Origin of the sequence: Salmonella sp. SAL04213 (genome assembly GCF_046550535.1) — a bacterium.
Classification (GTDB): domain Bacteria; phylum Pseudomonadota; class Gammaproteobacteria; order Enterobacterales; family Enterobacteriaceae; genus Salmonella; species Salmonella enterica.
The window spans coordinates 63961-90955 of sequence record NZ_JBGDXS010000008.1 but is presented as its reverse complement, the minus strand read 5'-3'; the positions used below and the strand labels follow the sequence as shown (position 1 = coordinate 90955).

Below are 26995 nucleotides of genomic sequence, written 5' to 3'. Positions count from 1 at the left end.
TGTAAAATAACCCCCGCAATCGCGTTCGCGGGGGTTATTCAGCGTACAGAAGGTTATTCGCCTTTCACGCGTTCAATATTCGCGCCTAGCGCGCGCAGTTTGTCTTCGATGCGCTCATAACCGCGATCGATGTGATAAATGCGATCCACAATCGTCGTGCCTTCCGCAATACAGCCCGCCAGCACCAGGCTCGCAGATGCTCGCAGATCTGTCGCCATGACCTGGGCGCCAGAGAGCGTTTCTACGCCATGGCATATGACGGTATTGCTTTCAATTTCCGCACGCGCGCCCATGCGGCTGAGTTCAGGCACGTGCATAAAGCGGTTTTCAAAGACGGTTTCAGTGATAAAGCCCGTCCCTTCCGCCACCAGGTTCAGCAACGTGAACTGCGCCTGCATATCGGTCGGGAATGCCGGGTGCGGCGCGGTACGGACATTGACCGCCTTCGGTCGTTTGCCGTGCATGTCCAGACTAATCCAGTCCTCGCCCACTTCGATATCCGCGCCAGCATCGCGCAGTTTCGCCAGTACCGCGTCCAGAGTGTCCGGTTGCGCGTTACGGCAGAGGATTTTGCCGCGAGAGATCGCTGCCGCCACCAGGAAAGTCCCCGTTTCGATACGATCCGGCAGCACACGATAAACGCCGCCGCCCAGACGCTCTACGCCCTCGATCGTAATACGATCGGTGCCCTGCCCGGCGATCTTCGCCCCCAGCGTAACCAGGAAGTTAGCGGTGTCGACAATTTCCGGCTCGCGCGCGGCGTTTTCAATGATGGTCGTCCCTTCCGCCAGCGTAGCGGCGCACATAATGGTGACGGTCGCGCCGACGCTGACCTTATCCATCACGATATGCGCCCCTTTAAGACGTCCTTCGACGGAGGCCTTTACGTAGCCCTCTTCCAGCTTGATGGTCGCACCCAGTTGTTCCAGACCGGTAATATGCAGATCAACCGGACGCGCGCCGATAGTACAGCCCCCCGGCAGAGAGACTTGTCCCTGACCAAAACGGGCAACCAGCGGCCCCAGCGCCCATATCGAGGCGCGCATGGTCTTAACCAGATCATAAGGCGCGCAGAACACGTTCACCTGGCTGGCGTCAATGTGTACCGATCCATTGCGTTCCACTTTCGCACCTAATTGGCTCAGGAGCTTCATCGACGTATCCACGTCTTTCAGTTTTGGAACGTTTTGGATCTCTACCGGTTCTTCTGCCAGCAGAGCGGCGAACAGGATCGGCAGCGCGGCGTTTTTGGCGCCGGAAATTGTGACTTCGCCCTGGAGCGTCGTTGGCCCCTGTACACGAAATTTATCCATTATTGTATTCTCAGTTAAGCATTCATCTCCGCTACCGGCAGGTTACCCGTAGCTTAAAATCCGTTAAGTTTACGATCGCGCGCCCATTCCGCCGGGGTATATGCTTTGATCGATACGGCATGGATACGGTTGTCCGCAATGTACTCCATTAGCGGCCCATAGACCGTTTGCTGTTTCTTGACCCGGCTCATGCCGTCAAACATCTCGCCCACGGCAATAACCTGAAAGTGACTGCCATCGCCGGAGACGTGGACTTCCTGGAGGGAGAGGGCATTCATCAGCACACTCTGAATTTCATGATTTTCCATGGGTTCTTTATTCGTCAAATAGTGAAAACAGCCCAACATCTTAGAGCAAAGTCGCGCCGTCTTAAATAAGCAAAAGATTACGCTGATAAATCAGCGCGGTAAAAGTGCCGGATGGTGCTGCTAACGCAACTTATCCGGCCTACGGGGATCATGCGAAGTGTAGGCCGGATAAACCATCCGGCATTCATTACATACGGGGAAGTACGTCTTCGGGCAAGTTATATAATTGCGCCAGCGCGTAAACCTTGTCGTTAACGCCAGACAGCGACACGGCATTGCCCTGCTTTTTTGCCTGGTTCACAAGGTGCGCCAGCAGCGCCAGTCCCCCTGTATCCACCCTGGAGATCTGGCTCAGGTCGATACGGGTAACGCCATTCATCGCTTCTACGCGCGCGTCCCATAGCGGCGCCAACACGTCCTGATCCAGCTCTCCCGCCAGCACCAGAGTGTCCGCCTCACGCGTCCAGGTGAGTTGCGGCGTCATTACTGTTTCTCGTCCAAAGTAATTTTCTGTTGAGAGATAGATTTCAGTTGTGCGGTCAGGCCGTCGATGCCTTTAGTACGCAGCAGGTCGCTCCACTCATTTTGCTTGGTGGTGATCATGCTGACGCCTTCCGCAATCATGTCATACGCCTGCCAGTTGCCGGTCTGGGTGTTTTTGCGCCACTGGAAATCCAGGCGTACCGGCGGACGACCGTTGGGATCGATAATCGTTACACGGATAGGCACAATGGTCGCATCGCCCAGCGGTTGCTCAGGCGCTATCTGGTAAGTCTGGCCGTGGTACATCGCCAGCGCCTGACCGTAGGCCTGTTTCAGGTATTCGCGAAACGCTGCAAAATAGGCTTCACGCTGCGCCGGGGTCGCCTCTTTGTAGTAGCGGCCCAACACCAGCGCGCCGGCATATTTTACCTGCACGTACGGCAGAAGTTCCTGATCAACAACGTCTCGCAGGTAATCCGGATTGGCACGAATTTTCGGCTGTTCGTTTTTCAGGCGATCAAAAGTTTTCTGCGCCGCCTCGTTCATCAGTTTATAAGGATTGCTCTGATCCGCTGCCGTTGCTGCGCTTAATGGCGCAATGACCAGCAGGGCCACCATCATCAGTCGTTTAAACATGCCTCAATTCTCCTGAGATTATTTCGTTTCGCCCGCGGGCGTTGTGGCTTCAGTATGGCCTTCCGTTGCGGCTGGCGCATCGCCAGAATTCTTATTGTCGTCGCCTTTGCTGTTATAAAGGAACTGGCCAATCATATCTTCCAGCACCATTGCAGACTTGGTGTCCTGAATCGTACTCCCATCTTTGAGGATAGACGTTCCCAGCTCAGGATCTTCAAAACCGACGTTTAATGCCAGATATTGCTCCCCCAGCAGCCCGGAAGTACGAATACTCAACGAGCTGGTATCGGGAATATGGTTATAACGCTCTTCGATGTCGAGCGTTACGCGCGGCAGGTATGTTTTCGGATCAAGCGAGATATCTTCAACCCGCCCGACAACCACCCCGCCGATGCGTACCGGGGAACGCACTTTCAGACCGCCGATGTTATCGAAGGTCGCATAAACCTTATAGGTCGGCTCCGTGCGCATAGAGGTCACATTTGCCGCCTTCAGGCAAACAAACAGCGCCGCCAGCAACGCTACCAGCAAAAAAACGCCTACCCAAATTTCATTTTTTTTCGTTTGCATGAACTCAATTCCCAAACATCAGTGCGGTCAGCACAAAATCCAGCCCCAGAACGGCCAACGATGCGTGAACCACGGTACGCGTCGTTGCCCGGCTAATCCCGGCAGAAGTTGGTATTGCGTCATAACCGTTGAATAACGCAATCCATGTTACCGTAATGGCGAACACCACGCTCTTTATCAGACAGTTCACCAGGTCCATACGCCAGTCGACGGCATTCTGCATCGCGGACCAGAAGAACCCGGCGTCGATTCCCTTCCAGCTTACGCCGACCAGCGAGCCGCCCCAGATACCGACCGCCACAAAGATAATGGTCAGTAGCGGCAATGAAATCACGCCCGCCCAAAAGCGCGGCGAAATCACCCGGCGCAATGGATCGACCGCCATCATCTCCATACTGGAGAGCTGCTCCGTCGCCCGCATCAGGCCGATTTCCGCCGTCAACGCCGACCCGGCCCGCCCGGCAAACAGCAACGCCGCGACCACCGGCCCCAGCTCGCGCAGCAGCGAAAGCGCCACTAACATGCCAAGACTGGTCTCCGCGCTGTAAGTGGTCAGAACCAGATAGCCTTGCAGCCCCAGCACCATACCGATGAATACGCCGGAGACAATAATGATAAGCATCGACAAGACGCCCACATTATAAAGCTGGCGCACCAGCAGCGGCGCATGTTTGCGAAACTCCGGCTTACCGATAATCGCATTGAATAACATTAACCCGGCGCGCCCGAACGTCCTGACGGTTTTGATCCCGCTGTGTCCGAGTGCTGCCAGCGCATTTAACAGCATGAGTGGCTTAACTCCCTGTTTCGAGTAAATCAAGGTGATAGTCGCCCGCCGGATAGCGGAACGGAACCGGCCCGTCGGCAATGCCGTCAAGGAACTGACGCACGCGCGGGTCCGTATTCTCCTGCAACGCCTGAGCGCTACCGTGAGCGACGATTTTTTTGTCCGCCATGATCCAGGCGTGATCAGCAATACTGAGCACCTCTGGCACATCATGCGAGACCACCACGCAGGTCACGCCCAGCGCGCTGTTCAATTCTGAAATCAGCTTCACCAGAACGCCCATGGTAATCGGGTCCTGGCCGACAAACGGCTCATCGAACATGATGAGATCCGGTTCCAGAGCGATGGCGCGCGCCAACGCGGCGCGGCGCGCCATCCCACCGGAGAGCTCGGAAGGCATCAGTTTTGCCGCGCCGCGCAGCCCGACAGCTTCCAGTTTCATCATCACGACGCTTTTTAGCAGCGGCGCGGGTAAATTGGTGTGCTCCCGTAGCGGATAGGCCACATTGTCAAACACGTTCATGTCGGTAAACAGCGCTCCCGACTGAAACAGCATACTCATACGTTTGCGGACGGTGTAGAGCCGCGAACGGGACATGGCCGGCACATTCTCGCCATCAAATAAGATCTCGCCCTTATCCGGCGGGATCTGTCCGCCAATCAGGCGCAACAGCGTGGTTTTACCGATGCCCGACGGCCCCATGATCGCCGTGATCTTCCCGCGCGGCACCGTCAGGGAAATATTATCGAAAATGCAGCGTTCGCCACGGGAAAAGCTGACGTCGCGCATATCGACTAAATTGGCCGCAGACTGACCCATTGATTCATCCTTCGTATTGCCTTGTTGAGGTAACCATGGCGCTGAATTTAACCATGGGTTCGACATAATTACAGAATATTAACTGACAGGGTTAGCGAAAGCTGGCATTCGTTTTACTTTTTAGCCGCATAAAGTCAAAATTAGGACTTCGTTACGGCTTCCAGATATCCCTTCCAGGGGACCGGCGAGTATACCTGAAGAAAGGACTTTAGATGCTTTTAGCGATGGCGCTACTCATAATTGGTTTGCTTCTGGTGGCCTACGGCGCCGATCGTCTGGTGTTTGCGGCCTCTATTTTATGCCGTACATTCGGTATTCCCCCGCTGATCATCGGGATGACGGTCGTGAGTATCGGCACCTCGCTGCCGGAAATTATTGTGTCGGCCGCCGCATCGCTACACGGTCAGCTCGATTTGGCCGTCGGCGCGGCGCTCGGTTCTAACATCACCAATATTTTGCTGATCTTAGGGCTGGCGGCGCTGGTTCGTCCATTTACCGTGCATTCCGATGTTCTACGTCGCGAATTGCCATTAATGTTATTTGTTAGCGTGGTAGCCGGTTCCGTACTGCATGACGGACAGTTAAGCCGCAGTGATGGTATCTTTCTCCTGCTTCTGGCTGTGCTATGGCTGTTATTCATTGTTAAAATCGCGCGTCTGGCCGAACGCCAGGGGAATGACAGCCTCACCCGCGAACAACTGGCGGAGCTGCCGCGCGAAGGCGGGCTCCCCGTCGCGTTCTTATGGCTGGGCATTGCGCTGGTCATCATGCCGATGGCGACGCGCATGGTAATCGATAACGCTACGGTGCTGGCGAACTATTTCGCCATGAGTGAATTAACGCTCGGTCTGACAGTCATCGCCGTCGGCACCAGTCTGCCAGAACTGGCGACGGCGATTGCCGGCGTGCGAAAAGGCGAAAATGATATTGCCGTTGGTAATCTCATTGGCGCCAATATTTTTAATCTCGCCATCGTGCTGGGACTGCCTGCGCTGATCGCGCCGGGGGAGATCAACCCGCTGGCGTTTGGGCGAGATTATAGCGTGATGTTGCTGGTTAGCGTGGTTTTCGCTTTACTTTGCTGGCGGCATCCGCGCCAGATTGGCCGGGGCGCAGGTATACTGCTGACCGGCGGGTTTATCGTATGGCTGGCGATGCTCTATTGGCTATCGCCACTTCTTGTTGGATAACTGGAAACGGATTATGTCGCATTTAGCGTTGCAACCGGGGTTTGACTTTCAGCAGGCAGGCAAAGAGGTCCTGGAAATTGAACGTGAAGGCCTGGCGGAGCTTGATCAATATATCAACCAGCATTTCACGCTGGCCTGTGAAAAAATGTTCAACTGCACCGGAAAAGTGGTGGTCATGGGGATGGGAAAATCCGGTCATATCGGACGGAAAATGGCCGCCACGTTCGCCAGTACCGGCACCTCTTCCTTTTTTGTACATCCGGGCGAAGCCGCGCACGGCGATTTGGGGATGGTTACGCCGCAGGATGTGGTTATCGCTATCTCCAACTCCGGCGAATCCAGCGAGATCGCGGCGCTAATACCGGTGCTTAAACGGCTGCACGTACCGTTAATTTGCATTACCGGGCGACCGGAAAGCAGCATGGCGCGTGCGGCAGATGTGCATCTGTGTGTTAAAGTGCCCAAAGAAGCGTGTCCGTTAGGCCTGGCGCCTACCAGTAGTACCACCGCAACGCTGGTGATGGGCGACGCGCTCGCCGTGGCATTGTTAAAAGCGCGCGGCTTTACCGCCGAGGATTTCGCTCTGTCGCATCCTGGCGGCGCGCTGGGACGTAAGCTACTGCTGCGCGTAAGCGATATTATGCATACTGGCGATGAAATCCCGCATGTTAATAAACATGCCACCCTGCGTGATGCGCTGTTAGAAATTACGCGTAAAAATCTCGGTATGACCGTCATTTGCGATGAATCCATGAAGATCGACGGTATCTTCACCGACGGCGATTTACGTCGCGTGTTCGATATGGGCGGCGATATGCGCCAGTTGGGGATCGCCGAGGTGATGACGCCAGGGGGCATTCGCGTGCGTCCCGGTATTCTCGCTGTCGATGCGCTGAATTTAATGCAGTCCCGCCATATCACCTCCGTACTGGTTGCTGATGGCGACCAGTTACTCGGTGTGTTACATATGCATGATCTCCTGCGTGCAGGCGTCGTGTAGAAACTCAAGGATAATTAACGATGAGTAAAGCAGGTGCGTCGCTTGCGACCTGTTATGGCCCCGTCAGCACCCATGTCATGACCAAAGCGGAGAATATCCGCCTGCTCATCCTGGACGTGGATGGCGTATTGTCTGACGGCCTGATTTATATGGGCAATAACGGCGAAGAGCTGAAGGCTTTCAACGTTCGTGACGGCTATGGTATTCGCTGTGCTTTGACCTCCAATATCGAGGTTGCCATTATTACCGGACGAAAGGCTAAACTTGTAGAAGATCGCTGCGCCACGCTGGGGATTGTCCATCTTTATCAGGGACAGTCGAATAAGCTGATCGCCTTTAGCGATCTGCTGGAAAAACTGGCCATTGCGCCGGAAAATGTTGCCTATGTCGGCGATGATCTGATTGACTGGCCAGTGATGGAAAAAGTGGGGTTAAGCGTTGCCGTTGCGGATGCGCATCCGCTGCTGATCCCCCGCGCTGACTATGTGACGCACATTGCCGGCGGGCGCGGCGCGGTACGTGAGGTGTGCGATTTGCTGCTGCTGGCGCAGGGCAAGCTGGATGAGGCCAAAGGGCAATCGATATGAGTAAAACCAGACGTTGGGTTATCATTCTACTGTCGCTGGCCATTCTGGTACTGATTGGTATCAATCTGGCGGATAAAGACGATCCTGCTGCCGTGATGGTCAACAGCAACGATCCCACGTATAAAAGCGAGCATACGGATACCGTCGTGTACAGTCCGGAAGGCGCGTTGAGCTATCGTCTGATCGCGCAGCACGTTGAATATTTTTCCGATCAGGCGGTCTCATGGTTTACGCAACCGGTATTAACCACCTTTGATAAGGATAAAGTGCCGACATGGTCGATCAAGGCCGATAAAGCCAAATTGACTAACGATCGGATGCTCTATCTGTATGGCCATGTTGAAGTCAACGCCCTGGTGCCTGACGCTCAATTACGCAGAATTACCACCGATAACGCGCAGATTAATCTGGTGACGCAGGATGTTACCTCGAACGATCTGGTGACGTTATACGGCACAACATTTAACTCCAGCGGACTGAAAATGCGCGGTAACTTACGCAGCAAGAACGCCGAGCTGATTGAAAAGGTTAGAACCTCTTATGAAATTCAAAACAAACAAACTCAGCCTTAATCTTATGCTTGCCGGCTCGCTGCTGGCCGCCAGCATTCCGGCCTTCGCCGTCACGGGCGATACCGAACAGCCTATTCATATTGACTCGGATCAACAGTCGCTGGATATGCAAGGCAACGTCGTGACCTTTACGGGCAACGTGGTAATGACCCAGGGCACTATTAAGATCAACGCCGATAAAGTCGTGGTTACTCGCCCTGGCGGCGAACAGGGGAAAGAGGTGATCGACGGTTACGGCAATCCGGCCACCTTCTACCAGATGCAGGACAACGGTAAGCCGGTGAAAGGCCACGCTTCCCATATGCATTACGAGCTGGCGAAAGATTTTGTGGTGCTAACCGGCAACGCTTATCTGGAGCAGCTTGACAGCAACATTACCGGCGACAAAATCACCTACCTGGTGAAAGAGCAGAAAATGCAGGCCTTCAGCGAGAAAGGCAAGCGCGTCACTACCGTTCTGGTGCCGTCGCAGTTGCAAGACAAAAACAAAGGCCAGACTCCGGCGCAAAAGAAGAGTAACTAATTCGTTATGGCAACATTAACTGCAAAGAATCTGGCGAAGGCCTATAAAGGCCGTCGCGTAGTGGAAGATGTCAGTCTGACCGTTAACTCCGGGGAGATTGTCGGGCTGCTCGGTCCAAACGGCGCGGGTAAAACCACCACCTTTTATATGGTCGTCGGTATCGTGCCGCGTGACGCGGGCAATATCATCATCGATGATGAAGATATCAGTCTGCTGCCGCTGCACGCGCGCGCGCGCCGCGGTATCGGCTATTTGCCGCAGGAAGCCTCTATTTTCCGCCGTCTCAGCGTATTTGATAACCTGATGGCGGTACTGCAAATTCGTGACGATTTGACCGCAGAACAGCGAGAAGACCGCGCCAACGAGCTGATGGAAGAGTTTCATATCGAGCATCTGCGCGACAGCATGGGACAGGCGCTGTCCGGTGGTGAACGCCGTCGTGTAGAAATAGCCCGCGCGTTGGCCGCTAATCCCAAATTTATCCTGCTGGATGAACCCTTTGCCGGCGTTGACCCTATTTCCGTTATCGACATCAAACGCATTATCGAGCATCTGCGCGATAGCGGGCTCGGCGTGCTGATCACCGACCATAACGTCCGTGAGACGCTGGCAGTCTGTGAACGTGCCTATATCGTGAGCCAGGGCCACCTTATTGCCCACGGTACGCCGACAGAAATCCTGCAAGACGAACACGTTAAGCGTGTATATCTTGGGGAAGACTTCAGACTCTGATAGGGTAGAGGGCTATGCTGCTCTAGCGGGAGAAAACGACTCTGAATATGAAGCAAGGTTTGCAACTCAGGCTTAGCCAACAACTGGCGATGACGCCTCAGCTACAACAGGCCATCCGTCTGTTGCAGTTGTCTACGCTGGAACTTCAGCAGGAACTCCAGCAAGCGCTGGAAAATAACCCGCTGCTTGAGCAAACCGATCTTCATGACGAAATCGACACTCAGCAACCTCAGGATAACGATCCTCTCGATACCGCCGACGCGCTCGAACAAAAAGAGATGCCGGAAGAGCTGCCGCTTGACGCCAGTTGGGATGAAATTTACACCGCCGGGACGCCGTCCGGCCCCAGCGGCGATTATATCGACGATGAGCTGCCCGTCTATCAGGGCGAAACGACGCAGTCGTTGCAGGATTATCTGATGTGGCAGGTTGAGCTAACGCCCTTCTCGGATACCGATCGCGCTATTGCGACATCCATTGTCGATGCGGTAGATGATACCGGTTATCTCACCGTATCCCTGGACGAAATTCGCGAAAGCATGGGCGATGTAGAGGTGGATCTCGATGAGGTTGAAGCCGTTCTGAAGCGCATTCAGCGTTTTGATCCGGTAGGCGTCGCGGCAAAAGATCTTCGCGACTGTCTGCTGATCCAGCTTTCACAATTCGACAAATCCACGCCGTGGCTGGAAGAGGCGCGGCTTATTATCTGCGATCACCTTGATCTGCTGGCCAACCACGATTTCCGCACGTTGATGCGCGTTACCCGACTAAAAGAAGAGGTGCTGAAAGAGGCGGTAAACCTGATTCAGTCGCTCGATCCCAGACCCGGTCAATCAATCCAGACCGGCGAGCCGGAGTACGTTATCCCGGATGTGCTGGTACGCAAGCATAACGGTCGCTGGACGGTGGAGCTTAATAGCGACAGTATTCCCCGTTTACAGATTAACCAGCACTATGCCGCCATGTGCAATAGCGCGCGCAACGATGCCGACAGCCAGTTCATCCGCAGTAATTTACAGGATGCGAAATGGCTGATAAAAAGCCTTGAAAGCCGCAACGACACGCTGCTGCGCGTCAGTCGCTGCATCGTCGAGCAACAGCAAGCCTTTTTTGAACAGGGCGAAGAATATATGAAACCGATGGTACTGGCGGATATCGCCCAGGCCGTCGAGATGCACGAATCCACCATATCCCGCGTGACCACGCAGAAGTATCTGCACAGCCCGCGCGGTATTTTTGAACTCAAATATTTCTTTTCCAGCCACGTCAATACCGAAGGCGGAGGCGAAGCCTCTTCCACCGCGATTCGCGCGCTGGTGAAGAAGTTAATTGCGGCGGAAAACCCCGCGAAACCGCTGAGCGACAGCAAGTTAACCTCTCTGCTGTCAGAACAGGGTATCATGGTGGCGCGCCGCACTGTTGCGAAGTACCGAGAGTCTTTATCCATTCCGCCGTCAAACCAACGCAAACAGCTGGTTTGACCCAACCGATAAGGAAGACACTATGCAGCTCAATATCACCGGACATAATGTCGAAATTACTGAAGCCCTGCGTGAATTTGTGACGACAAAATTCGCCAAACTTGAACAGTATTTTGAGCGGATTAATCAGGTATACGTGGTGTTGAAAGTGGAGAAGGTCACGCACATCTCGGATGCGACGCTACACGTTAACGGCGGCGAAATTCACGCCAGCGCGGAAGGCCAGGATATGTATGCCGCCATTGACGGCTTGATTGATAAACTGGCAAGGCAGTTAACCAGGCATAAAGATAAACTGAAACAACACTAATTGTCCGGGCAGTTAGCCAGTGCAGGACGGCCTGTTGTGTGACACAACGGGCCATTTGTACAGTTAGCGCTCCGAACCTGGCCATCAACCTGACAGGACAGGTTCTTAGGTGAAATTATGATAAATAACGATACGACTCTACAACTGAGCAGTGTACTTAACCAGGAGTGTACGCGTAGCGGCGTTCATTGTCAGAGTAAGAAACGCGCGCTGGAAATCATCAGCGAACTGGCGGCAAAACAGCTCAGTTTACCTCCTCAGGTCGTGTTTGAAGCCATTCTGACACGCGAAAAAATGGGCAGTACCGGTATTGGTAATGGTATCGCCATCCCGCACGGGAAACTGGAAGAAGATACCTTACGCGCCGTCGGCGTGTTCGTTCAGCTCGAAACGCCGATCGCGTTCGACGCCATCGATAACCAGCCGGTCGATCTCCTCTTCGCCCTGCTGGTGCCCGCCGATCAAACTAAAACGCATCTGCACACGCTGTCGCTGGTGGCGAAACGTCTGGCGGATAAAACGATCTGCCGCCGCCTGCGCGCGGCGCTGAATGATGAAGAGCTGTATCAAATCATTACTGACACCGAAGGTGAGCAGAATGAGGCATAACAACTCAATGGCATTTCTTTCTGTCGTTGTGAGGAGAAACGGTACATGGTACTGATGATCGTCAGCGGGCGTTCCGGATCAGGTAAATCTGTCGCTCTGCGCGCGCTGGAAGATATGGGATTTTACTGCGTGGATAACCTCCCCGTCGTGCTGTTGCCCGATCTGGCGCGAACGCTGGCCGATCGCCAGATTTCCGCCGCCGTCAGCATTGATGTGCGCAATATGCCTGAATCACCTGAGATTTTTGAACAGGCGATGAATAATCTGCCTGGCGCTTTCTCGCCGCAATTGCTGTTTCTTGATGCCGACCGCAATACCTTGATTCGCCGCTACAGCGACACGCGCCGTTTGCATCCGCTTTCCAGCAAAAATCTTTCTTTAGAGAGTGCGATCGATAAAGAGAGTGACTTGCTGGAGCCGTTACGCTCACGTGCGGATCTGATCGTCGACACTTCAGAAATGTCCGTCCATGAGCTGGCGGAGATGCTGCGTACCCGGCTGTTGGGCAAACGCGAGCGTGAACTGACGATGGTATTTGAGTCCTTCGGCTTTAAACATGGTATCCCGATTGATGCGGACTATGTGTTTGATGTCCGCTTTCTGCCCAACCCGCACTGGGATCCAAAACTGCGCCCCATGACCGGGCTTGATAAGCCGGTAGCCGCGTTTCTTGACCGACACACAGAAGTTCACAATTTTATCTATCAGACTCGCAGCTATCTTGAGCTATGGTTACCGATGCTGGAGACCAACAACCGCAGCTACCTTACCGTCGCTATCGGTTGTACCGGCGGGAAACACCGTTCGGTGTATATTGCAGAACAGCTGGCAGACTACTTCCGCTCGCGCGGTAAAAATGTCCAGTCTCGCCATCGCACGCTGGAAAAACGCAAAACATGACCGTAAAGCAAACTGTTGAAGTCACCAATAAGCTGGGCATGCATGCCCGGCCTGCCATGAAGCTTTTCGAACTGATGCAGGGTTTTGACGCCGAGGTGCTATTACGCAATGACGAAGGCACCGAAGCGGAAGCAAATAGCGTCATCGCTCTGTTAATGCTCGACTCCGCCAAAGGGCGTCAGATCGAAATTGAAGCCACCGGCCCGCAAGAAGTTGAAGCGCTGGCGGCGGTTATCGCGCTGTTCAATTCCGGCTTTGACGAAGACTAAACCTCCCCCTCTATACCCTATTTTCCCCCAACGCCGTCCCGGTATTTGATGACAGTCACCCCAAAACCGGGCGTGTTACGCCTGCCTGCCACTTGTCCCGCAGCCCCACCCTTTCGTAAGATTTGTACATTTCGTGCGCTTTACCTATGCATAAAAACATTAAGAAAACCTTAAAAAATTTCGTTTAGGTTTTGTTTAAGTTCTTTGTCCATACTAAATTTATGTGAATAAATTTTTCCAGGACTTGCCATGATCCTTTTATCCGAACAGACTCCGCTGGGCGCCGGTCGACATCGTAAATGCTATACGCATCCGGATAATGCCCGGCGTTGCATAAAAGTTATTTACAACCGTGACCACGGCGGTGATAAAGAGATTCGGCGTGAACTGAGCTACTATGCGCATCTGTCCCGCTACCTGACGGACTGGAGCGCTATCCCCCGTTATTACGGCACGGTAGAAACCGATTGCGGCACCGGCTATGTCTACGACATGATTACCGATTTCAACGGCGCGCCCTCTATTACCCTGACCGAGTTCGCCGCGCAATGTCGTTATGAAGAGGATGTCGCTGTCCTGCGGCGGCTACTGAAAAAACTGAAACGTTACCTGCTGGATAACCATATTGTGACGATGTCGCTGAAGCCGCAAAACATCCTGTGCCAGCGTATCAGCGAGTCAGAAGTGGTTCCGGTGGTTTGCGACAATCTGGGGGAAAGTACCTTTATCCCGCTGGCGACCTGGTCAACATGGTGCTGTGAACGCAAACTGGAGAGAGTGTGGCAGCGGTTTATCGCCCAGCCTGCGCTGGCCGTTGCCCTGGAGAGGGACGCGCAGCCAAAAGACAAGAAACGGCTGGCGCTTACTTCTCACGAAGCTTAATGGCCTGTGCTTATCAGGCCCGGACGACACAGATCGCAGGCCGGATAAGGCGTTCGCGCCGCCATTCGACAAAATTAATTAAGCTGGTTGCGCGTCATAAAAGATTCCCCGCCCAGTTGGCGCATCTGGCGCATAATCCACGCCTGCCGGCTACGCACATAGCCAGAAGGCGCATTCGCCTTATAGCGAATCGGGTTAGGCAGCACAGCCGCCAATAACGCGGCTTCAGACACACTCAAGCGACTGGCAGGTTTATGAAAATACCGTTGTGCCGCAGCCTCCACGCCGAAAATACCATCGCCAAACTCCGCGATATTCAGATAAACCGTGAGGATGCGCTTTTTGCTCCAGACAGTTTCAATGCCCAGCGTTAGCCCGGCCTCCAGACCTTTGCGCACCCAACTGCGTCCATCCCATAAAAAGAGATTTTTCGCCGTTTGCTGCGAAAGCGTAGAGGCGCCGCGAATACGGCTCTCATTCCGCTCATTATGCGCCAGCGCTTTTTCAATCGCCGGAACATCAAAGCCCCAGTGCTCAGGGAACTTCTGGTCTTCCGCCGCAATTACCGCCAGCCCCATCCACGGCGAGATATCCGCCATACTGACCCAGTCAGAATGCGCCACATAACCGAACTCTCCGCCGAGCCAGGCGCTAATCTGCCGTTCCGCCATCACCGCCGAAAAAGGCACCGGAACCACGCTAAACAGCGCAATGCCGCCGCCCCAAAAGACGGCGAGCGCAGCAAGGATACGTAAAAGTAGACGGCGCAAAAACGTTAACGGCGCGATGCGTCGTTTGCTCATTCCGCCAGAACCAGCACGCGCGACACTAATTTATCAATGCCGCTTGCCGCCTGAGCGATATCCTGCGCCAGCATATAGGCAGGGGTGGTCACGACCTTGTTATCCTCGTCCACAACGATATCATCAACCGGGCAAGGTACGTGTTCGGCGCCCATCTCTTCAAGTACTTCAGCGGTATCAATATCCGTCCCTATTGTCAGACGTAGCGGGAAGTCAAAGATCTTCGGCAACATTGCGGGCGCGATACAGATGAATCCCAGCGGCTTGCCGGACTGGTGCATGGCCTTCGCCAGCGCGACGACATCGCTATCCACCCGGCATTCGCTCCCCTGGCTGGCGAAATTACTCAGGTTCTTCGCCGCGCCGAAACCACCAGGCACAATGAGCGCATCCAGTTCCTCTGGCTGAGCCTGGGACAGGGGACGAATATCGCCCCGCGTAATACGCGCCGCCTCAATCAGGACGTTACGCGTTTCCGCCATCGCTTCGCCGGTCAGGTGATTAATAACATCCGCTTGTGGTTTATCCGGCGCGAAGCAGACAGCCTGCGCGCCGCTGCGGGCAATGGCCAACAGCGTCAGAACGGCCTCATGAATTTCGGCGCCGTCATAGACGCCGCATCCGCTGAGCACTACGCCAATTTTTTTCATGGTGAACATCCTCCTGCAACCGACTCAAGCCCATTAATAATTTTGATTAAAATGCTACGCTTCACACATTTAAATGATTCATGTAACAAATCATTTAGGATTTGCTATCTTAACTGCGTGCGGCCTGAAAACAGGACTGCGCCTTTGACATCATCATAATAAGCACGGCGCAGCCACGATTTCCCTGGTGTTGGCGCAGTATTCGCGCACCCCGGTCAAACCGGGGTCATTTTTTTTCCGCGTTTGCCACCCAAGCTTTCAGCACCGCGACATCGTGCTGCCACTCCTGCTTCATCTCTTCAATCCATTCCGCGACATTATCTTCCCAGGCGGGAAGATCCGGCGACTGGATTTGCTGGCCAAGCTGTTGCAGATGACGCAGCCCTACCGAACCGGCGGCGCCTTTAATCTTATGCCCTTCCTCAACGACGCCTTTTTTGTCACGCGCCGTCAGATTGGACTCCAGCACGCTTAAATAGCCAGGCATCATTTTTTCAAATACCGCGAGGCCATCGGTGATCAATTTAGGCCCAACCAACTCGATGTATTGTTCCAGCATCGGGATATCCAGCAGCGCTTGCGCTTTATCGCTCTCTTCAGGCGTCACGGTACTCTCCTCTTTATCGGTGGCATCCCAGAATTTTTTAATCATCGCGGTTAAGGCCGGCACCGACAGCGGCTTACTCAGCACATCGTCCATACCAGCGTCCAGATACTCTTTTTTATCTTTCAGAACGTTAGCCGTAAGCGCTACCAGCGGCGGTAAATCTTCCCGCGTGTGGCGACGGGTCAGTTCTCTGGCGATATCCAGACCCGTCATATCCGGTAGTTGAATATCCAGTAAGACCAGGTCATATTCGCCCGGCGCGAACATCTCCAGCGCCGCCTTGCCGGTCATCGCGACATCCACGCTGTTACCCAGTTTTTCCAGTACCGAACGCGCCACGATCACGTTCAGTTCAATATCTTCGACCAGCAGAACATGCAGCGCGGGCAGCGGCATGTCGTCTTCATCAAAGGCGTCCTCCACCTCTTCCGCCACCGCTGGCGCATGAACCGTTAGCGTAAAGGTCGATCCTTTGCCCGGCAGACTGGAAACGGTAATATCGCCGCCCATATTTTTCGCCAGCCGACGGGAGACCGCCAGCCCGATACCGGTACCCGTCGCCGGCTTACCGCCATGACTGTCTTTCACCTGATAATACATGGCGAAAATTTTATCCTGCTCATCCTGCGGAATGCCGATCCCGGAATCTTCCACTTCAAAGTGCAGCATGTCGCCTTCATCATAGCGCGCCCGCACCGTCACCTGGCCCTGCTGAGTAAACTTCACCGCATTGCTGATCAAATTCCATAAAATCTGGCGCAGACGCGTTCCGTCGGTAATGACTTTGTGCGGCAGCGGCAACGTCGGCTCAAGCACAAAACGTAGCCCTTTTTGCTGCGCCTGCAAACCGGAAAGGTTTTCCAGATCGGCCATAAAGCTGGTGAAATCAACCGGTTGGTTATCGAGCTGAACCTTACGCCGCTCCATCTTATCCATATCAATGATATCATTGAAAATATTGCCTAACGTCACGGCGGAGACATGGATTGTTTTAAGGTATTTTTCCTGTTCGACGGTGAGATCGGTATCCAGCAGGATGCGGCTTAAACCGACGATGCCGTTAAGCGGGGTGCGCAGCTCATGACTGATGGTAGAGATAAACGTGGTCTTGTCGCGGCTGGCGCGTTCCAGCGCGTCCTGATAACGCTTACGTTCGGTAATATCACGACCAAATCCCATCAGGCCATGACGTTTACCGACACGGTCGTAATAAGGCACTTTACGAATTTCAAAGCAGGCTTTTCGTCCGTCCGGGTAATCCAGCCACTGTTCGTAGGTCAGGGAGACGTTATGGCGGAATACTTTTTCATCGGTTTCAATGACTTTCTCCGCCGCTTCGGGAGAGTACACATCTTCCGGCTTCAAATGCACCAGCTGTTTTTCGCTCTTGCCGGTTAGCAATTCCATTGCGCGGTTACAGCCGGAAAATTCTTTATCCTCATTACGATAAAAAACCAAATCCGGCGAGGCGTCCAGAAAGGAGCGCAGAAAAGAGGATTGCTGTTCTAGCTGGATTTGCGCTTCTTCACGCTCTTTAATTTCTACTTTTAGCTGTTCAAATGTCTCTTGCAGCTCCGCTTCCGCTTTTTCGCGATCGGCAATTTCCTGATTAAGCTGGGCAATATTGTCCTTCAACTGTACGTTAAGCTTGAGATCGCGCTCGCGCATCTCCTCCAGCTTTTGCACCAGACGCGACAGTCGCTGCCTTGACTCTTCCAGTTGTTCAACAACAACGGATAAGAAATAGACCGCCCAGGGCGTAATTAACAGGCCAAAAAAGATGGAACGAATAACGTCGATACTTTCAACCTGACCATGCAGCACCATGGTCACCGCCATCTGCACGACAATCGCCAGCACCACCAATGCCAACGCCAGGAGCATGGAAAAGCGCACCAGACCCAATTTCATCATCAGGTCGACATAGTATTGCGCCAGCATACGAATTTGCTTCATAGAGGATTCCTTCACCACAACTTCGCACATAATACCCAATTATGGGAACCGCGTTGAATATTGTGCGAAATATGCGTAGCGCCCCTCATCACGCTACGCTACAGGTGGTATCCAGGGACGGGCCAGCGCAGAGCCCTGCACGCCATGCTCATTCAGGTATTTGTCCAGCTCAACCATCCCCGTCCAGCGATTCTCGCACCACAGCGGGGCAAGCAGCGTCGGACGGCGAGCGCTGGCTGAAATTCGGTGATAAATTACCTCCGGCGGCGTATGACGAATCATCTCACCTGCCGTTAGCGTGTAGTCGTCCAGTTCGATGCCGTTCAGCCGCCCCGCTTCCCAGGCTTTGGCCATCGTACTGCCTTTCACAATATGCAGCGGATGCAGTTTAATACCGTCAACGCCCGTCTCCACCACACGCTCCATGGTTTGCAGGCATTCTGCCTGCCCTTCTCCCGGCAGCCCCACAATCAGATGCGCACACACTTTCAGCCCGCGCTCCCGGGCAATCCGGGTGGTACGCTGATAGCAGGCGAAGTCATGCCCGCGGTTAATTCGGTGCAGGGTTTTATCGTGCGCGGTTTGCAATCCCAGTTCCAGCCACACCTCGTAGCCTTGATCTTTATATTCACACAGTAAATCTACTACTGCCTGCGGGACGCAATCCGGACGCGTACCGACGCATAACCCGACGATACTGGCCTGGCTGACCGCCTGTTGATACATGGAACGCAGCACCTGCACTTCCGCAAAGGTGCTGGTGTAGGCCTGGAAATAGGCCAGATAGCGTTTAGCGCGGTTCACCAGATGCGCCTGATGCGCAAGCTGCTCGGCAATCGAATGATGCTGCTGCGCCTCATCGGCAAAAGAGGCGACATTACAGAAGGTGCAACCGCCACGCCCGATGGTGCCGTCGCGATTAGGGCAGCTAAAACCGCCATGAAGCGTCAGCTTATGAACCTTTTGCCCATACCGACGTAAAAGATCCCCACCAAACATATTGACTAATTTCTGTAACTGCATAATCTGATAGACCGCCTCTTAAAAAGAGGCCAAAGCCTGCCATTTTTAGTCTCCTTTGGCGATGACCTGGATCAATCGTCCCGGAAGGCTTTTATCCATTGCATAATCAAGCAAAATAAACGATATTTCATTCATAATCCCGCTGATGATTTTTCCTGATATTCCCCTCTTTTTTCAGCGTCCGCTGGGTCATCGATAAAAACAGTAGCATTCAATACTGCTCACGCTTAAAACAGCATAAAATGCCAAGATTTTTGAAAAAGCAAGGTCAGATAACGTCTGGCGAGCGGCTCTTATAGTGAGACAGATCACAGGCTTTCTGCCGCTCCGTATTAGCAGTCCCTCTATAAAAAACCTTTTAATTTCAATAGATTCAAAAAGTTATCTGTGCTACAGCACACTTTTGCATAAATCAGTTTGCCATTTGACCTGGGTGTGGATTCCCGATAAGTTGGGGATCCGCTGGAAGCTTTCTGGATGAGCCGTCTGCTCATCATATTTATGCAGTAATTGAGATTCCCTCTTAACCGTATTTACCAATGCGCAAAGGACACAAAGAGGGCGAATGCGAGGTAAGCGTATGATGCGCCAGCCCCGTCGCCATGCTCTTGCTGTGCCCGCGCGCCGTCGGTTGGGAGAGCGTCCCGTAGAGCCTGGGGAGGTTCACTGATATGTTGTACGATAAATCCCTTGAGAAGGATAACTGTGGTTTCGGCCTGATCGCCCACATAGAAGGCGAACCTAGCCACAAGGTAGTGCGTACCGCCATACACGCGCTGGCCCGGATGCAGCACCGTGGCGCGATCCTTGCCGACGGTAAAACCGGCGACGGTTGCGGCTTGCTGTTACAAAAACCTGACCGTTTCTTTCGCATCGTGGCCGAAGAGCGCGGCTGGCGCTTAGCCAAAAACTACGCCGTCGGGATGATCTTTTTGAATAAAGATCCTGAACTGGCCGCCGCGTCACGCCATATTGTCGAAGAAGAATTACAGCAGGAAACCCTGTCGATTGTCGGCTGGCGCGATGTGCCAACCAATGAAGGCGTGCTCGGTGAAATCGCCCTCTCCTCCCTGCCGCGTATTGAGCAGATTTTTGTCAACGCTCCGGCGGGCTGGCGTCCGCGTGATATGGAGCGCCGTCTGTTTATCGCCCGCCGACGCATTGAAAAACGCCTGCAGGACGACAAAGATTTCTACGTATGCAGCCTGTCGAACCTGGTCAACATTTATAAAGGTCTATGTATGCCGGCGGATCTGCCGCGCTTCTACCTGGATCTTGCGGATCTGCGTCTGGAATCGGCCATCTGTCTGTTCCACCAGCGCTTTTCTACTAACACCGTGCCGCGTTGGCCGCTGGCGCAGCCGTTCCGCTACCTGGCGCATAACGGCGAGATTAACACCATCACCGGCAACCGCCAGTGGGCGCGCGCCCGTACCTATAAATTCCAGACGCCGCTGATCCCGGATTTACAGTCCGCTGCGCCGTTTGTTAACGAAACCGGTTCGGATTCCAGCTCGCTGGACAACATGCTGGAACTGCTGCTGGCAGGCGGGATGGACATTATCCGCGCCATGCGCCTGTTGGTGCCGCCCGCCTGGCAGAACAACCCGGATATGGACCAGGATCTGCGCGCCTTCTTTGACTTTAACTCCATGCATATGGAGCCGTGGGACGGTCCGGCAGGCATCGTGATGTCCGACGGGCGCTTCGCCGCCTGTAACCTTGACCGTAACGGCCTGCGCCCGGCGCGCTACGTCATTACCAAAGACAAGCTGATCACCTGCGCCTCCGAAGTCGGTATCTGGGACTATCAGCCGGATGAAGTGGTCGAGAAAGGCCGCGTCGGCCCAGGCGAGCTGATGGTGATCGACACCCGCGGCGGACGTATTCTGCATTCCGCGGAAACCGATGACGATCTGAAAAGCCGCCATCCGTATAAAGCGTGGATGGAAAAGAATGTTCGCCGTCTGGTGCCGTTTGAAGAGTTGCCAGATGAAGAAGTCGGTAGCCGCGAACTGGACGATGACCTGCTCGCCAGCTATCAAAAACAGTTTAACTACAGCGCCGAAGAGCTGGACTCCGTTATCCGCGTGTTGGGCGAAAACGGCCAGGAAGCCGTCGGTTCAATGGGCGACGATACCCCCTTTGCCGTGCTCTCCAGCCAGCCGCGTATTATTTACGACTACTTCCGCCAGCAGTTCGCGCAGGTCACTAACCCGCCTATCGACCCGCTGCGTGAAGCGCACGTCATGTCGCTCGCCACCAGCATCGGTCGCGAAATGAACGTCTTCTGCGAAGCGGAAGGTCAGGCCCATCGCCTGAGTTTTAAATCGCCAATTCTGCTGTACTCCGATTTCAAACAGCTCACCACCATGAGCGAGCATCACTACCGCGCCGACTGGCTTGATATTACCTTTGATGTCACCGAAACCACACTGGACGCGACGGTTAAAGCGCTGTGCGATAAAGCGGAACAGATGGTGCGTAACGGCACCGTGCTGCTGGTCCTCTCGGATCGCAATATCGGTAAGAATCGCCTGCCGGTCCCCGCGCCGATGGCGGTGGGCGCGGTGCAGACTCGTCTGGTCGATCAAAGCCTGCGCTGCGACGCCAACATCATCGTAGAAACCGGAAGCGCCCGCGATCCGCATCACTTTGCGGTACTGCTCGGCTTTGGCGCAACGGCCATCTATCCGTACCTGGCCTACGAAACGCTGGGGCGTCTGATTGATACCCAGGCCATCGCTAAAAACTATCGTACCGTGATGCAGAACTACCGCAACGGCATCAACAAGGGGCTGTACAAGATTATGTCCAAAATGGGCATTTCGACCATTGCCTCTTACCGCTGCTCCAAACTGTTTGAAGCGGTCGGACTGCACGATGATGTGGTAAACCTGTGCTTCCAGGGCGTGGTCAGCCGTATCGGCGGCGCGAGCTTTGATGACTTCCAGCAGGATCTGCTGAATCTCTCCAAACGCGCCTGGCTGGCGCGCAAACCCATTAGCCCGGGCGGCCTGCTGAAGTACGTCCACGGCGGCGAATATCACGCCTATAACCCGGATGTCGTGCGTACCCTGCAACAGGCGGTACAGAGCGGCGAGTACAGCGATTATCAGGAATACGCCAAACTGGTCAATGAGCGTCCGGCGGCAACGCTGCGCGATCTGCTGGCGATACATCCAGACGGTGAGGCGGTGACTATCGACGAGGTTGAGCCCGCCAGTAAGCTGTTTAAACGCTTTGATACCGCAGCCATGTCTATTGGCGCATTAAGTCCGGAAGCGCACGAAGCGCTGGCGGAAGCGATGAACAGCCTCGGCGGCAACTCCAACTCCGGCGAAGGCGGCGAAGACCCGGCGCGCTACGGCACCAATAAAGTGTCGCGCATCAAGCAGGTGGCCTCCGGTCGCTTTGGCGTGACGCCGGCCTACCTGGTCAATGCCGATGTGATTCAGATTAAAGTCGCGCAGGGCGCGAAACCGGGCGAAGGCGGTCAGTTGCCGGGGGATAAAGTCACTCCGTATATCGCTAAACTGCGCTATTCAGTGCCGGGCGTGACGCTGATCTCCCCGCCGCCGCACCACGATATTTACTCTATCGAGGACTTAGCGCAGCTCATTTTCGACCTCAAACAGGTCAACCCGAAGGCGATGATCTCCGTGAAGCTGGTGTCCGAACCGGGCGTCGGCACCATCGCGACCGGCGTGGCGAAAGCCTATGCGGATCTGATCACTATCGCCGGTTACGACGGCGGTACTGGCGCCAGCCCGCTCTCTTCGGTGAAATATGCTGGCTGCCCGTGGGAACTCGGACTTGTTGAAACCCAGCAGGCACTGGTCGCCAACGGTCTGCGTCACAAGATTCGTCTGCAGGTGGACGGCGGTCTGAAAACCGGCGTCGACATCATTAAAGCGGCGATTCTCGGTGCGGAAAGTTTCGGCTTCGGCACCGGCCCGATGGTGGCGCTGGGCTGTAAATACCTGCGCATTTGCCATCTGAACAACTGCGCAACCGGCGTGGCGACGCAGGATGAAAAACTTCGTAAGAACCACTATCACGGCCTGCCGTTCAAAGTAACCAACTACTTTGAATTTATCGCCCGCGAAGTGCGCGAGCTGATGGCTTCGCTTGGCGTGACCCGCCTGGTGGATTTGATTGGCCGCACCGACCTGCTGAAAGAGCTGGAGGGCTTCACCGCTAAACAGCAGAAGCTGGCGCTGTCTCGTCTACTGGAAACCGCTGAACCTCATCCGGGTAAAGCGCTGTACTGCACCGAGAATAACCCGCCGTTTGATAACGGCGTGCTGAATGCGCAACTGTTGCAGCAGGCGAAGCCGTTTGTCGATGCGCGCCAGAGCAAAACCTTCTGGTTCGACATCCGCAACACCGATCGTTCCGTCGGCGCGTCGCTTTCCGGCTACATCGCACAGACCCACGGCGATCAGGGGCTAGCTTCCGATCCGATTAAAGCGCACTTCAGCGGTACCGCAGGCCAGAGCTTTGGCGTGTGGAACGCGGGCGGCGTGGAGTTATATCTGACTGGCGATGCCAACGACTATGTCGGTAAAGGTATGGCAGGCGGTTTAATCGCCATCAGACCACCGGTAGGTTCCGCCTTCCTCAGTCATAAAGCCAGCATTATCGGCAACACCTGCCTGTATGGAGCGACCGGTGGCCGTCTGTACGCGGCGGGGCGCGCGGGCGAACGTTTCGGCGTGCGTAACTCCGGGGCGATTACCGTAGTAGAGGGCATCGGCGACAACGGCTGTGAATACATGACCGGCGGCATCGTCTGCGTGTTGGGTAAAACCGGCGTTAACTTCGGCGCGGGGATGACCGGCGGCTTCGCCTATGTGCTGGACGAAGATGGCGAATTCCGTAAACGCGTGAACCCGGAACTGGTAGAAGTACTGGACGTTGATTCGCTGGCTATCCACGAAGAGCATCTGCGCGGTCTGATCACCGAGCACGTGCAGCATACTGGTTCGCAACGCGGCGAAGAGATCCTGTCCAGGTGGTCAAGCTTCTCAACCCAATTCGCGTTAGTTAAGCCCAAGTCCAGCGATGTCAAAGCCCTGTTGGGCCACCGTAGTCGTAGTGCGGCAGAATTGCGCGTGCAGGCGCAGTAAGGAATTGAAATGAGCCAGAATGTTTATCAATTTATCGACCTGCAGCGCGTTGATCCGCCGAAGAAACCGCTGAAGATCCGTAAGATCGAGTTTGTTGAAATCTACGAACCGTTTTCTGAAGGTCAGGCGAAAGCCCAGGCGGATCGCTGTTTGTCCTGCGGGAATCCCTACTGCGAGTGGAAATGTCCGGTACATAACTACATCCCGAACTGGCTGAAACTGGCTAACGAAGGGCGTATTTTTGAGGCGGCTGAGCTATCGCACCAGACCAACACCCTGCCGGAAGTGTGTGGCCGCGTCTGCCCGCAGGACCGCCTGTGCGAAGGCTCCTGTACGCTGCACGATGAGTTCGGCGCAGTGACCATCGGTAACATTGAGCGCTATATCAACGATAAAGCGTTTGAGATGGGCTGGCGCCCGGATATGACCGGCGTGCGCCAGACGGACAAACGGGTAGCGATTATCGGCGCAGGTCCGGCAGGGCTGGCGTGCGCCGACGTGCTGACCCGCAACGGCGTGAAGGCGGTGGTCTTTGATCGCCATCCGGAAATCGGCGGTCTGCTGACCTTCGGTATTCCAGCTTTCAAACTGGAAAAAGAGGTGATGACCCGCCGTCGCGAGATCTTCACCGGCATGGGTATTGAGTTCAAACTTAATACCGAAGTGGGTCGTGATGTACAGCTTGAAGATCTGCTGAAAGATTACGATGCGGTATTCCTTGGCGTCGGCACCTATCAGTCGATGCGCGGCGGGCTGGAAAATGAAGATGCGGACGGGGTTTTCGACGCTCTGCCGTTCCTGATCGCCAATACGAAGCAGATCATGGGGTTTGGCGAAACCAGCGACGAACCATATGTCAGCATGGAAGGCAAACGCGTGGTGGTGCTGGGCGGCGGCGATACCGCAATGGACTGCGTACGCACTTCCATACGCCAGGGCGCAACGCACGTAACCTGTGCTTATCGTCGTGATGAAGAGAACATGCCGGGTTCCAGACGCGAAGTGAAAAACGCGCGCGAGGAAGGTGTCGAGTTTCAGTTTAACGTTCAACCGCTGGGCATTGAAGTCAATGCCAACGGCAAAGTGAGCGGCGTAAAAATGGTGCGCACTGAAATGGGCGAACCGGATGCCCAAGGCCGTCGACGGGCGGAGATCGTCGCCGGTTCCGAGCATGTGGTTCCGGCTGATGCGGTGGTGATGGCGTTTGGTTTTCGTCCACACAGCATGGAATGGCTGGCGAAACACAGCGTGGAACTGGACTCGCAGGGACGAATTATCGCGCCGGAACGCAGCGATAATGCTTTCCAGACCAGCAACCCGAAAATCTTCGCCGGTGGCGACATCGTGCGCGGTTCCGATCTGGTGGTGACGGCGATTGCCGAAGGCCGTAAGGCGGCTGACGGGATTATGAACTACCTCGAAGTGTAACCCTTCCGGCTCCCCGGTTGATGCCTTGTGCTGATGGCTGGGGAGCCGATATTCCTCTCCTCAATATCTCTCCTGCCGATTCTGGAAACCCGCTCGTAAATCGAGATGTAATGCCATGTAAAATCCGTTCATAGATTGATCCGTTTACGCCTGAAGCGTATTGATAGCGTTCTAATTTCACAATGAAACTATCACGTAAGGGATGACATGACGAATCCAACTTTAGCGCCACAGTCTGATGAATATCAGCAAATTCATGACGGTATTATTCGTCTGGTCGATACGGCACGTACCGAGACCGTGCGCAGCATCAATGCCATTATGACTGCCACCTACTGGGAAATTGGCCGACGTATTGTCGAATTTGAACAGGGAGGAGAAGCGCGAGCGGCCTATGGTACTCAGCTTATCGAACGATTATCGGTAGATTTAAGTCAGCGCTATAAGCGCGGTTTTTCCACCAGAAACCTATGGCAAATCCGTACATTTTATCTTTTTTTTCAACATATTGAAATTCCGCAGACACTGTCTGCGGAATCTTCAAATCTCATACCGCTCGCCAAAACATTCCCTCTTCCCTGGTCAGCGTATGTCCGCCTCTTGTCGGTAAAAAATCCCGATGCCCGCACTTTTTACGAGAAAGAGACGCTACGTAACGGCTGGTCAGTTAGGCAGCTCGACAGGCAAATCGCCACTCAGTTTTACGAACGAACGCTACTGTCCCACGACAAATCCGCCATGTTGCAGCAGCCTGCCCCCGCCGAGCCAAACGTTTTGCCGGAGCAAGCCATACGCGACCCGTTCATTCTGGAATTTCTTAACCTGAAGGACGAGTATTCCGAATCAGATCTCGAAGACGCGCTGCTCAGCCACCTGATGGACTTTATGCTGGAACTTGGTGACGATTTTGCTTTTGTTGGCCGCCAACGCCGACTACGCATAGACGACAGCTGGTTCCGCGTCGATCTGCTGTTCTTCCATCGTCGCTTGCGCTGCCTGTTGCTCGTTGACCTGAAGGTAGGCAAATTCGGTTATGCGGATGCCGGGCAGATGAATATGTACCTGAACTATGCCAAAGAGCACTGGACAATGCCCGGAGAAAACCCGCCAGTCGGCTTGGTTTTGTGCGCAGGGAAAGGCGCGGGGGAAGCGCATTACGCGCTGACTGGCCTGCCAAACACCATCATGGCGAGCGAGTACAAAGTGCAGTTGCCCGACGAAAAATTACTCACAGACGAACTTATTCGTTCGCAAACCATGCTGGAAACTCAACTCACACGCGGTGGTTCACTGACAACGGAGAAAAACTAGCGAACCATTAATGCCATGAATAATTATCAAAAAAATATCATACGAAAACGTTTGCTTTATTCTGAGAACTGTATATTATGCGGCGGATTTTTTGGGCAAAATTCATGGAGGCG

At 54.4% G+C, this 26995-nt stretch carries 26 protein-coding genes; 15 read left to right on the top strand and 11 right to left on the bottom strand.

The window, feature by feature from the left end:
* Positions 1–53: 53 nt before the first annotated feature.
* The 7 genes from murA to mlaF all read right to left on the bottom strand — a co-directional run bounded on the left by murA (position 54) and on the right by mlaF (position 4917).
* Positions 54–1313, bottom strand: coding sequence for a UDP-N-acetylglucosamine 1-carboxyvinyltransferase (murA, locus tag ACLJPQ_RS18165; protein ID WP_000357288.1), 1260 nt, complete (start codon positions 1311–1313; stop codon positions 54–56).
* Between the two features lie 53 nt (positions 1314–1366).
* Entirely contained in the window at positions 1367–1621 is a 255-nt protein-coding gene (gene ibaG / locus ACLJPQ_RS18160; RefSeq protein ID WP_001518349.1) for a BolA family iron metabolism protein IbaG, read from the bottom strand.
* Positions 1622–1808: 187 nt separating this feature from the next.
* On the bottom strand, positions 1809–2105 hold the full coding sequence (mlaB, locus tag ACLJPQ_RS18155; RefSeq protein ID WP_000188843.1) for a lipid asymmetry maintenance protein MlaB: 297 nt from the start codon (positions 2103–2105) through the stop codon (positions 1809–1811).
* Positions 2105–2740 carry a phospholipid-binding protein MlaC gene (mlaC, locus tag ACLJPQ_RS18150; protein ID WP_000476475.1) on the bottom strand — a complete coding sequence of 212 codons (636 nt, stop codon included), beginning with the start codon at positions 2738–2740 and terminating at the stop codon, positions 2105–2107. Before mlaC ends, mlaB begins: the two co-directional genes overlap by 1 nt.
* Before the next feature lie 18 nt (positions 2741–2758).
* Positions 2759–3310: an outer membrane lipid asymmetry maintenance protein MlaD gene (gene mlaD, locus ACLJPQ_RS18145; protein ID WP_001193591.1), complete on the bottom strand. Its 552-nt coding sequence runs from the start codon at positions 3308–3310 to the stop codon at positions 2759–2761.
* Positions 3311–3314: 4 nt separating this feature from the next.
* Positions 3315–4097 carry a lipid asymmetry maintenance ABC transporter permease subunit MlaE gene (gene mlaE, locus ACLJPQ_RS18140; RefSeq protein WP_000925786.1) on the bottom strand — a complete coding sequence of 261 codons (783 nt, stop codon included), beginning with the start codon at positions 4095–4097 and terminating at the stop codon, positions 3315–3317.
* A 7-nt stretch (positions 4098–4104) separates the two neighbouring features.
* Positions 4105–4917, bottom strand: a complete 813-nt coding sequence (mlaF, locus tag ACLJPQ_RS18135; protein ID WP_000531566.1) for a phospholipid ABC transporter ATP-binding protein MlaF — start codon at positions 4915–4917, stop codon at positions 4105–4107.
* Between the two features lie 212 nt (positions 4918–5129).
* On the opposite strand from mlaF, the gene ACLJPQ_RS18130 reads away from it, so the two are divergent.
* The 12 genes from ACLJPQ_RS18130 (at position 5130) to yrbL (ending at position 13972) form a co-directional block, all read left to right on the top strand.
* Positions 5130–6107 (top strand): calcium/sodium antiporter, encoded by a 978-nt coding sequence (locus tag ACLJPQ_RS18130; protein ID WP_000922736.1) that lies wholly within the window; start codon positions 5130–5132, stop codon positions 6105–6107.
* A gap of 13 nt (positions 6108–6120) precedes the next feature.
* Complete coding sequence (gene kdsD, locus ACLJPQ_RS18125) at positions 6121–7107, top strand: arabinose-5-phosphate isomerase KdsD (RefSeq protein WP_000018617.1); 987 nt, start codon at positions 6121–6123, stop codon at positions 7105–7107.
* A 20-nt stretch (positions 7108–7127) separates the two neighbouring features.
* Complete coding sequence (gene kdsC / locus ACLJPQ_RS18120) at positions 7128–7694, top strand: 3-deoxy-manno-octulosonate-8-phosphatase KdsC (protein WP_000030029.1); 567 nt, start codon at positions 7128–7130, stop codon at positions 7692–7694.
* Positions 7691–8266 carry an LPS export ABC transporter periplasmic protein LptC gene (lptC, locus tag ACLJPQ_RS18115; RefSeq protein ID WP_000047845.1) on the top strand — a complete coding sequence of 192 codons (576 nt, stop codon included), beginning with the start codon at positions 7691–7693 and terminating at the stop codon, positions 8264–8266. The genes kdsC and lptC overlap by 4 nt, the downstream gene beginning before the upstream one ends.
* Positions 8235–8789, top strand: coding sequence for a lipopolysaccharide ABC transporter substrate-binding protein LptA (gene lptA, locus ACLJPQ_RS18110; RefSeq protein ID WP_000669770.1), 555 nt, complete (start codon positions 8235–8237; stop codon positions 8787–8789). The genes lptC and lptA overlap by 32 nt, the downstream gene beginning before the upstream one ends.
* A gap of 6 nt (positions 8790–8795) precedes the next feature.
* Entirely contained in the window at positions 8796–9521 is a 726-nt protein-coding gene (lptB, locus tag ACLJPQ_RS18105; RefSeq protein WP_000224104.1) for an LPS export ABC transporter ATP-binding protein, read from the top strand.
* A 47-nt stretch (positions 9522–9568) separates the two neighbouring features.
* Entirely contained in the window at positions 9569–11002 is a 1434-nt protein-coding gene (gene rpoN, locus ACLJPQ_RS18100) for an RNA polymerase factor sigma-54 (protein WP_000809020.1), read from the top strand.
* Between the two features lie 22 nt (positions 11003–11024).
* Entirely contained in the window at positions 11025–11312 is a 288-nt protein-coding gene (gene hpf / locus ACLJPQ_RS18095; RefSeq protein ID WP_001176589.1) for a ribosome hibernation promoting factor, read from the top strand.
* 117 nt (positions 11313–11429) lie between these two features.
* Complete coding sequence (ptsN, locus tag ACLJPQ_RS18090; protein ID WP_000609332.1) at positions 11430–11921, top strand: PTS IIA-like nitrogen regulatory protein PtsN; 492 nt, start codon at positions 11430–11432, stop codon at positions 11919–11921.
* A gap of 45 nt (positions 11922–11966) precedes the next feature.
* A complete protein-coding gene (gene rapZ, locus ACLJPQ_RS18085) occupies positions 11967–12821 on the top strand; it encodes an RNase adapter RapZ (RefSeq protein WP_000243749.1) in 855 nt (284 codons plus the stop codon).
* Positions 12818–13090 carry a PTS phosphocarrier protein NPr gene (npr, locus tag ACLJPQ_RS18080; RefSeq protein ID WP_000216797.1) on the top strand — a complete coding sequence of 91 codons (273 nt, stop codon included), beginning with the start codon at positions 12818–12820 and terminating at the stop codon, positions 13088–13090. Before rapZ ends, npr begins: the two co-directional genes overlap by 4 nt.
* A gap of 249 nt (positions 13091–13339) precedes the next feature.
* The gene (gene yrbL / locus ACLJPQ_RS18075; protein WP_000602192.1) at positions 13340–13972 is read left to right on the top strand and encodes a PhoP regulatory network protein YrbL; all 633 of its coding nucleotides are present in this window, start codon (positions 13340–13342) and stop codon (positions 13970–13972) included.
* Positions 13973–14046: 74 nt separating this feature from the next.
* Here yrbL and mtgA read toward each other — a convergent pair whose 3' ends face one another.
* From mtgA to ACLJPQ_RS18055, 4 genes are all read right to left on the bottom strand, one after another.
* The gene (mtgA, locus tag ACLJPQ_RS18070; RefSeq protein ID WP_023245467.1) at positions 14047–14775 is read right to left on the bottom strand and encodes a monofunctional biosynthetic peptidoglycan transglycosylase; all 729 of its coding nucleotides are present in this window, start codon (positions 14773–14775) and stop codon (positions 14047–14049) included.
* Complete coding sequence (elbB, locus tag ACLJPQ_RS18065) at positions 14772–15425, bottom strand: isoprenoid biosynthesis glyoxalase ElbB (protein ID WP_000719811.1); 654 nt, start codon at positions 15423–15425, stop codon at positions 14772–14774. Before elbB ends, mtgA begins: the two co-directional genes overlap by 4 nt.
* 226 nt (positions 15426–15651) lie before the next feature.
* Positions 15652–17988 carry an aerobic respiration two-component sensor histidine kinase ArcB gene (arcB, locus tag ACLJPQ_RS18060; RefSeq protein ID WP_000809826.1) on the bottom strand — a complete coding sequence of 779 codons (2337 nt, stop codon included), beginning with the start codon at positions 17986–17988 and terminating at the stop codon, positions 15652–15654.
* A 93-nt stretch (positions 17989–18081) separates the two neighbouring features.
* Complete coding sequence (locus ACLJPQ_RS18055; RefSeq protein ID WP_001176879.1) at positions 18082–19011, bottom strand: TIGR01212 family radical SAM protein; 930 nt, start codon at positions 19009–19011, stop codon at positions 18082–18084.
* A gap of 671 nt (positions 19012–19682) precedes the next feature.
* On the opposite strand from ACLJPQ_RS18055, the gene gltB reads away from it, so the two are divergent.
* From gltB to ACLJPQ_RS18040, 3 genes are all read left to right on the top strand, one after another.
* Complete coding sequence (gene gltB / locus ACLJPQ_RS18050) at positions 19683–24143, top strand: glutamate synthase large subunit (protein WP_080185131.1); 4461 nt, start codon at positions 19683–19685, stop codon at positions 24141–24143.
* Positions 24144–24152: 9 nt separating this feature from the next.
* Entirely contained in the window at positions 24153–25571 is a 1419-nt protein-coding gene (gltD, locus tag ACLJPQ_RS18045) for a glutamate synthase subunit GltD (protein ID WP_000081637.1), read from the top strand.
* A 207-nt stretch (positions 25572–25778) separates the two neighbouring features.
* Entirely contained in the window at positions 25779–26882 is a 1104-nt protein-coding gene (locus tag ACLJPQ_RS18040) for a YhcG family protein (protein WP_023181580.1), read from the top strand.
* Positions 26883–26995: the final 113 nt, after the last annotated feature.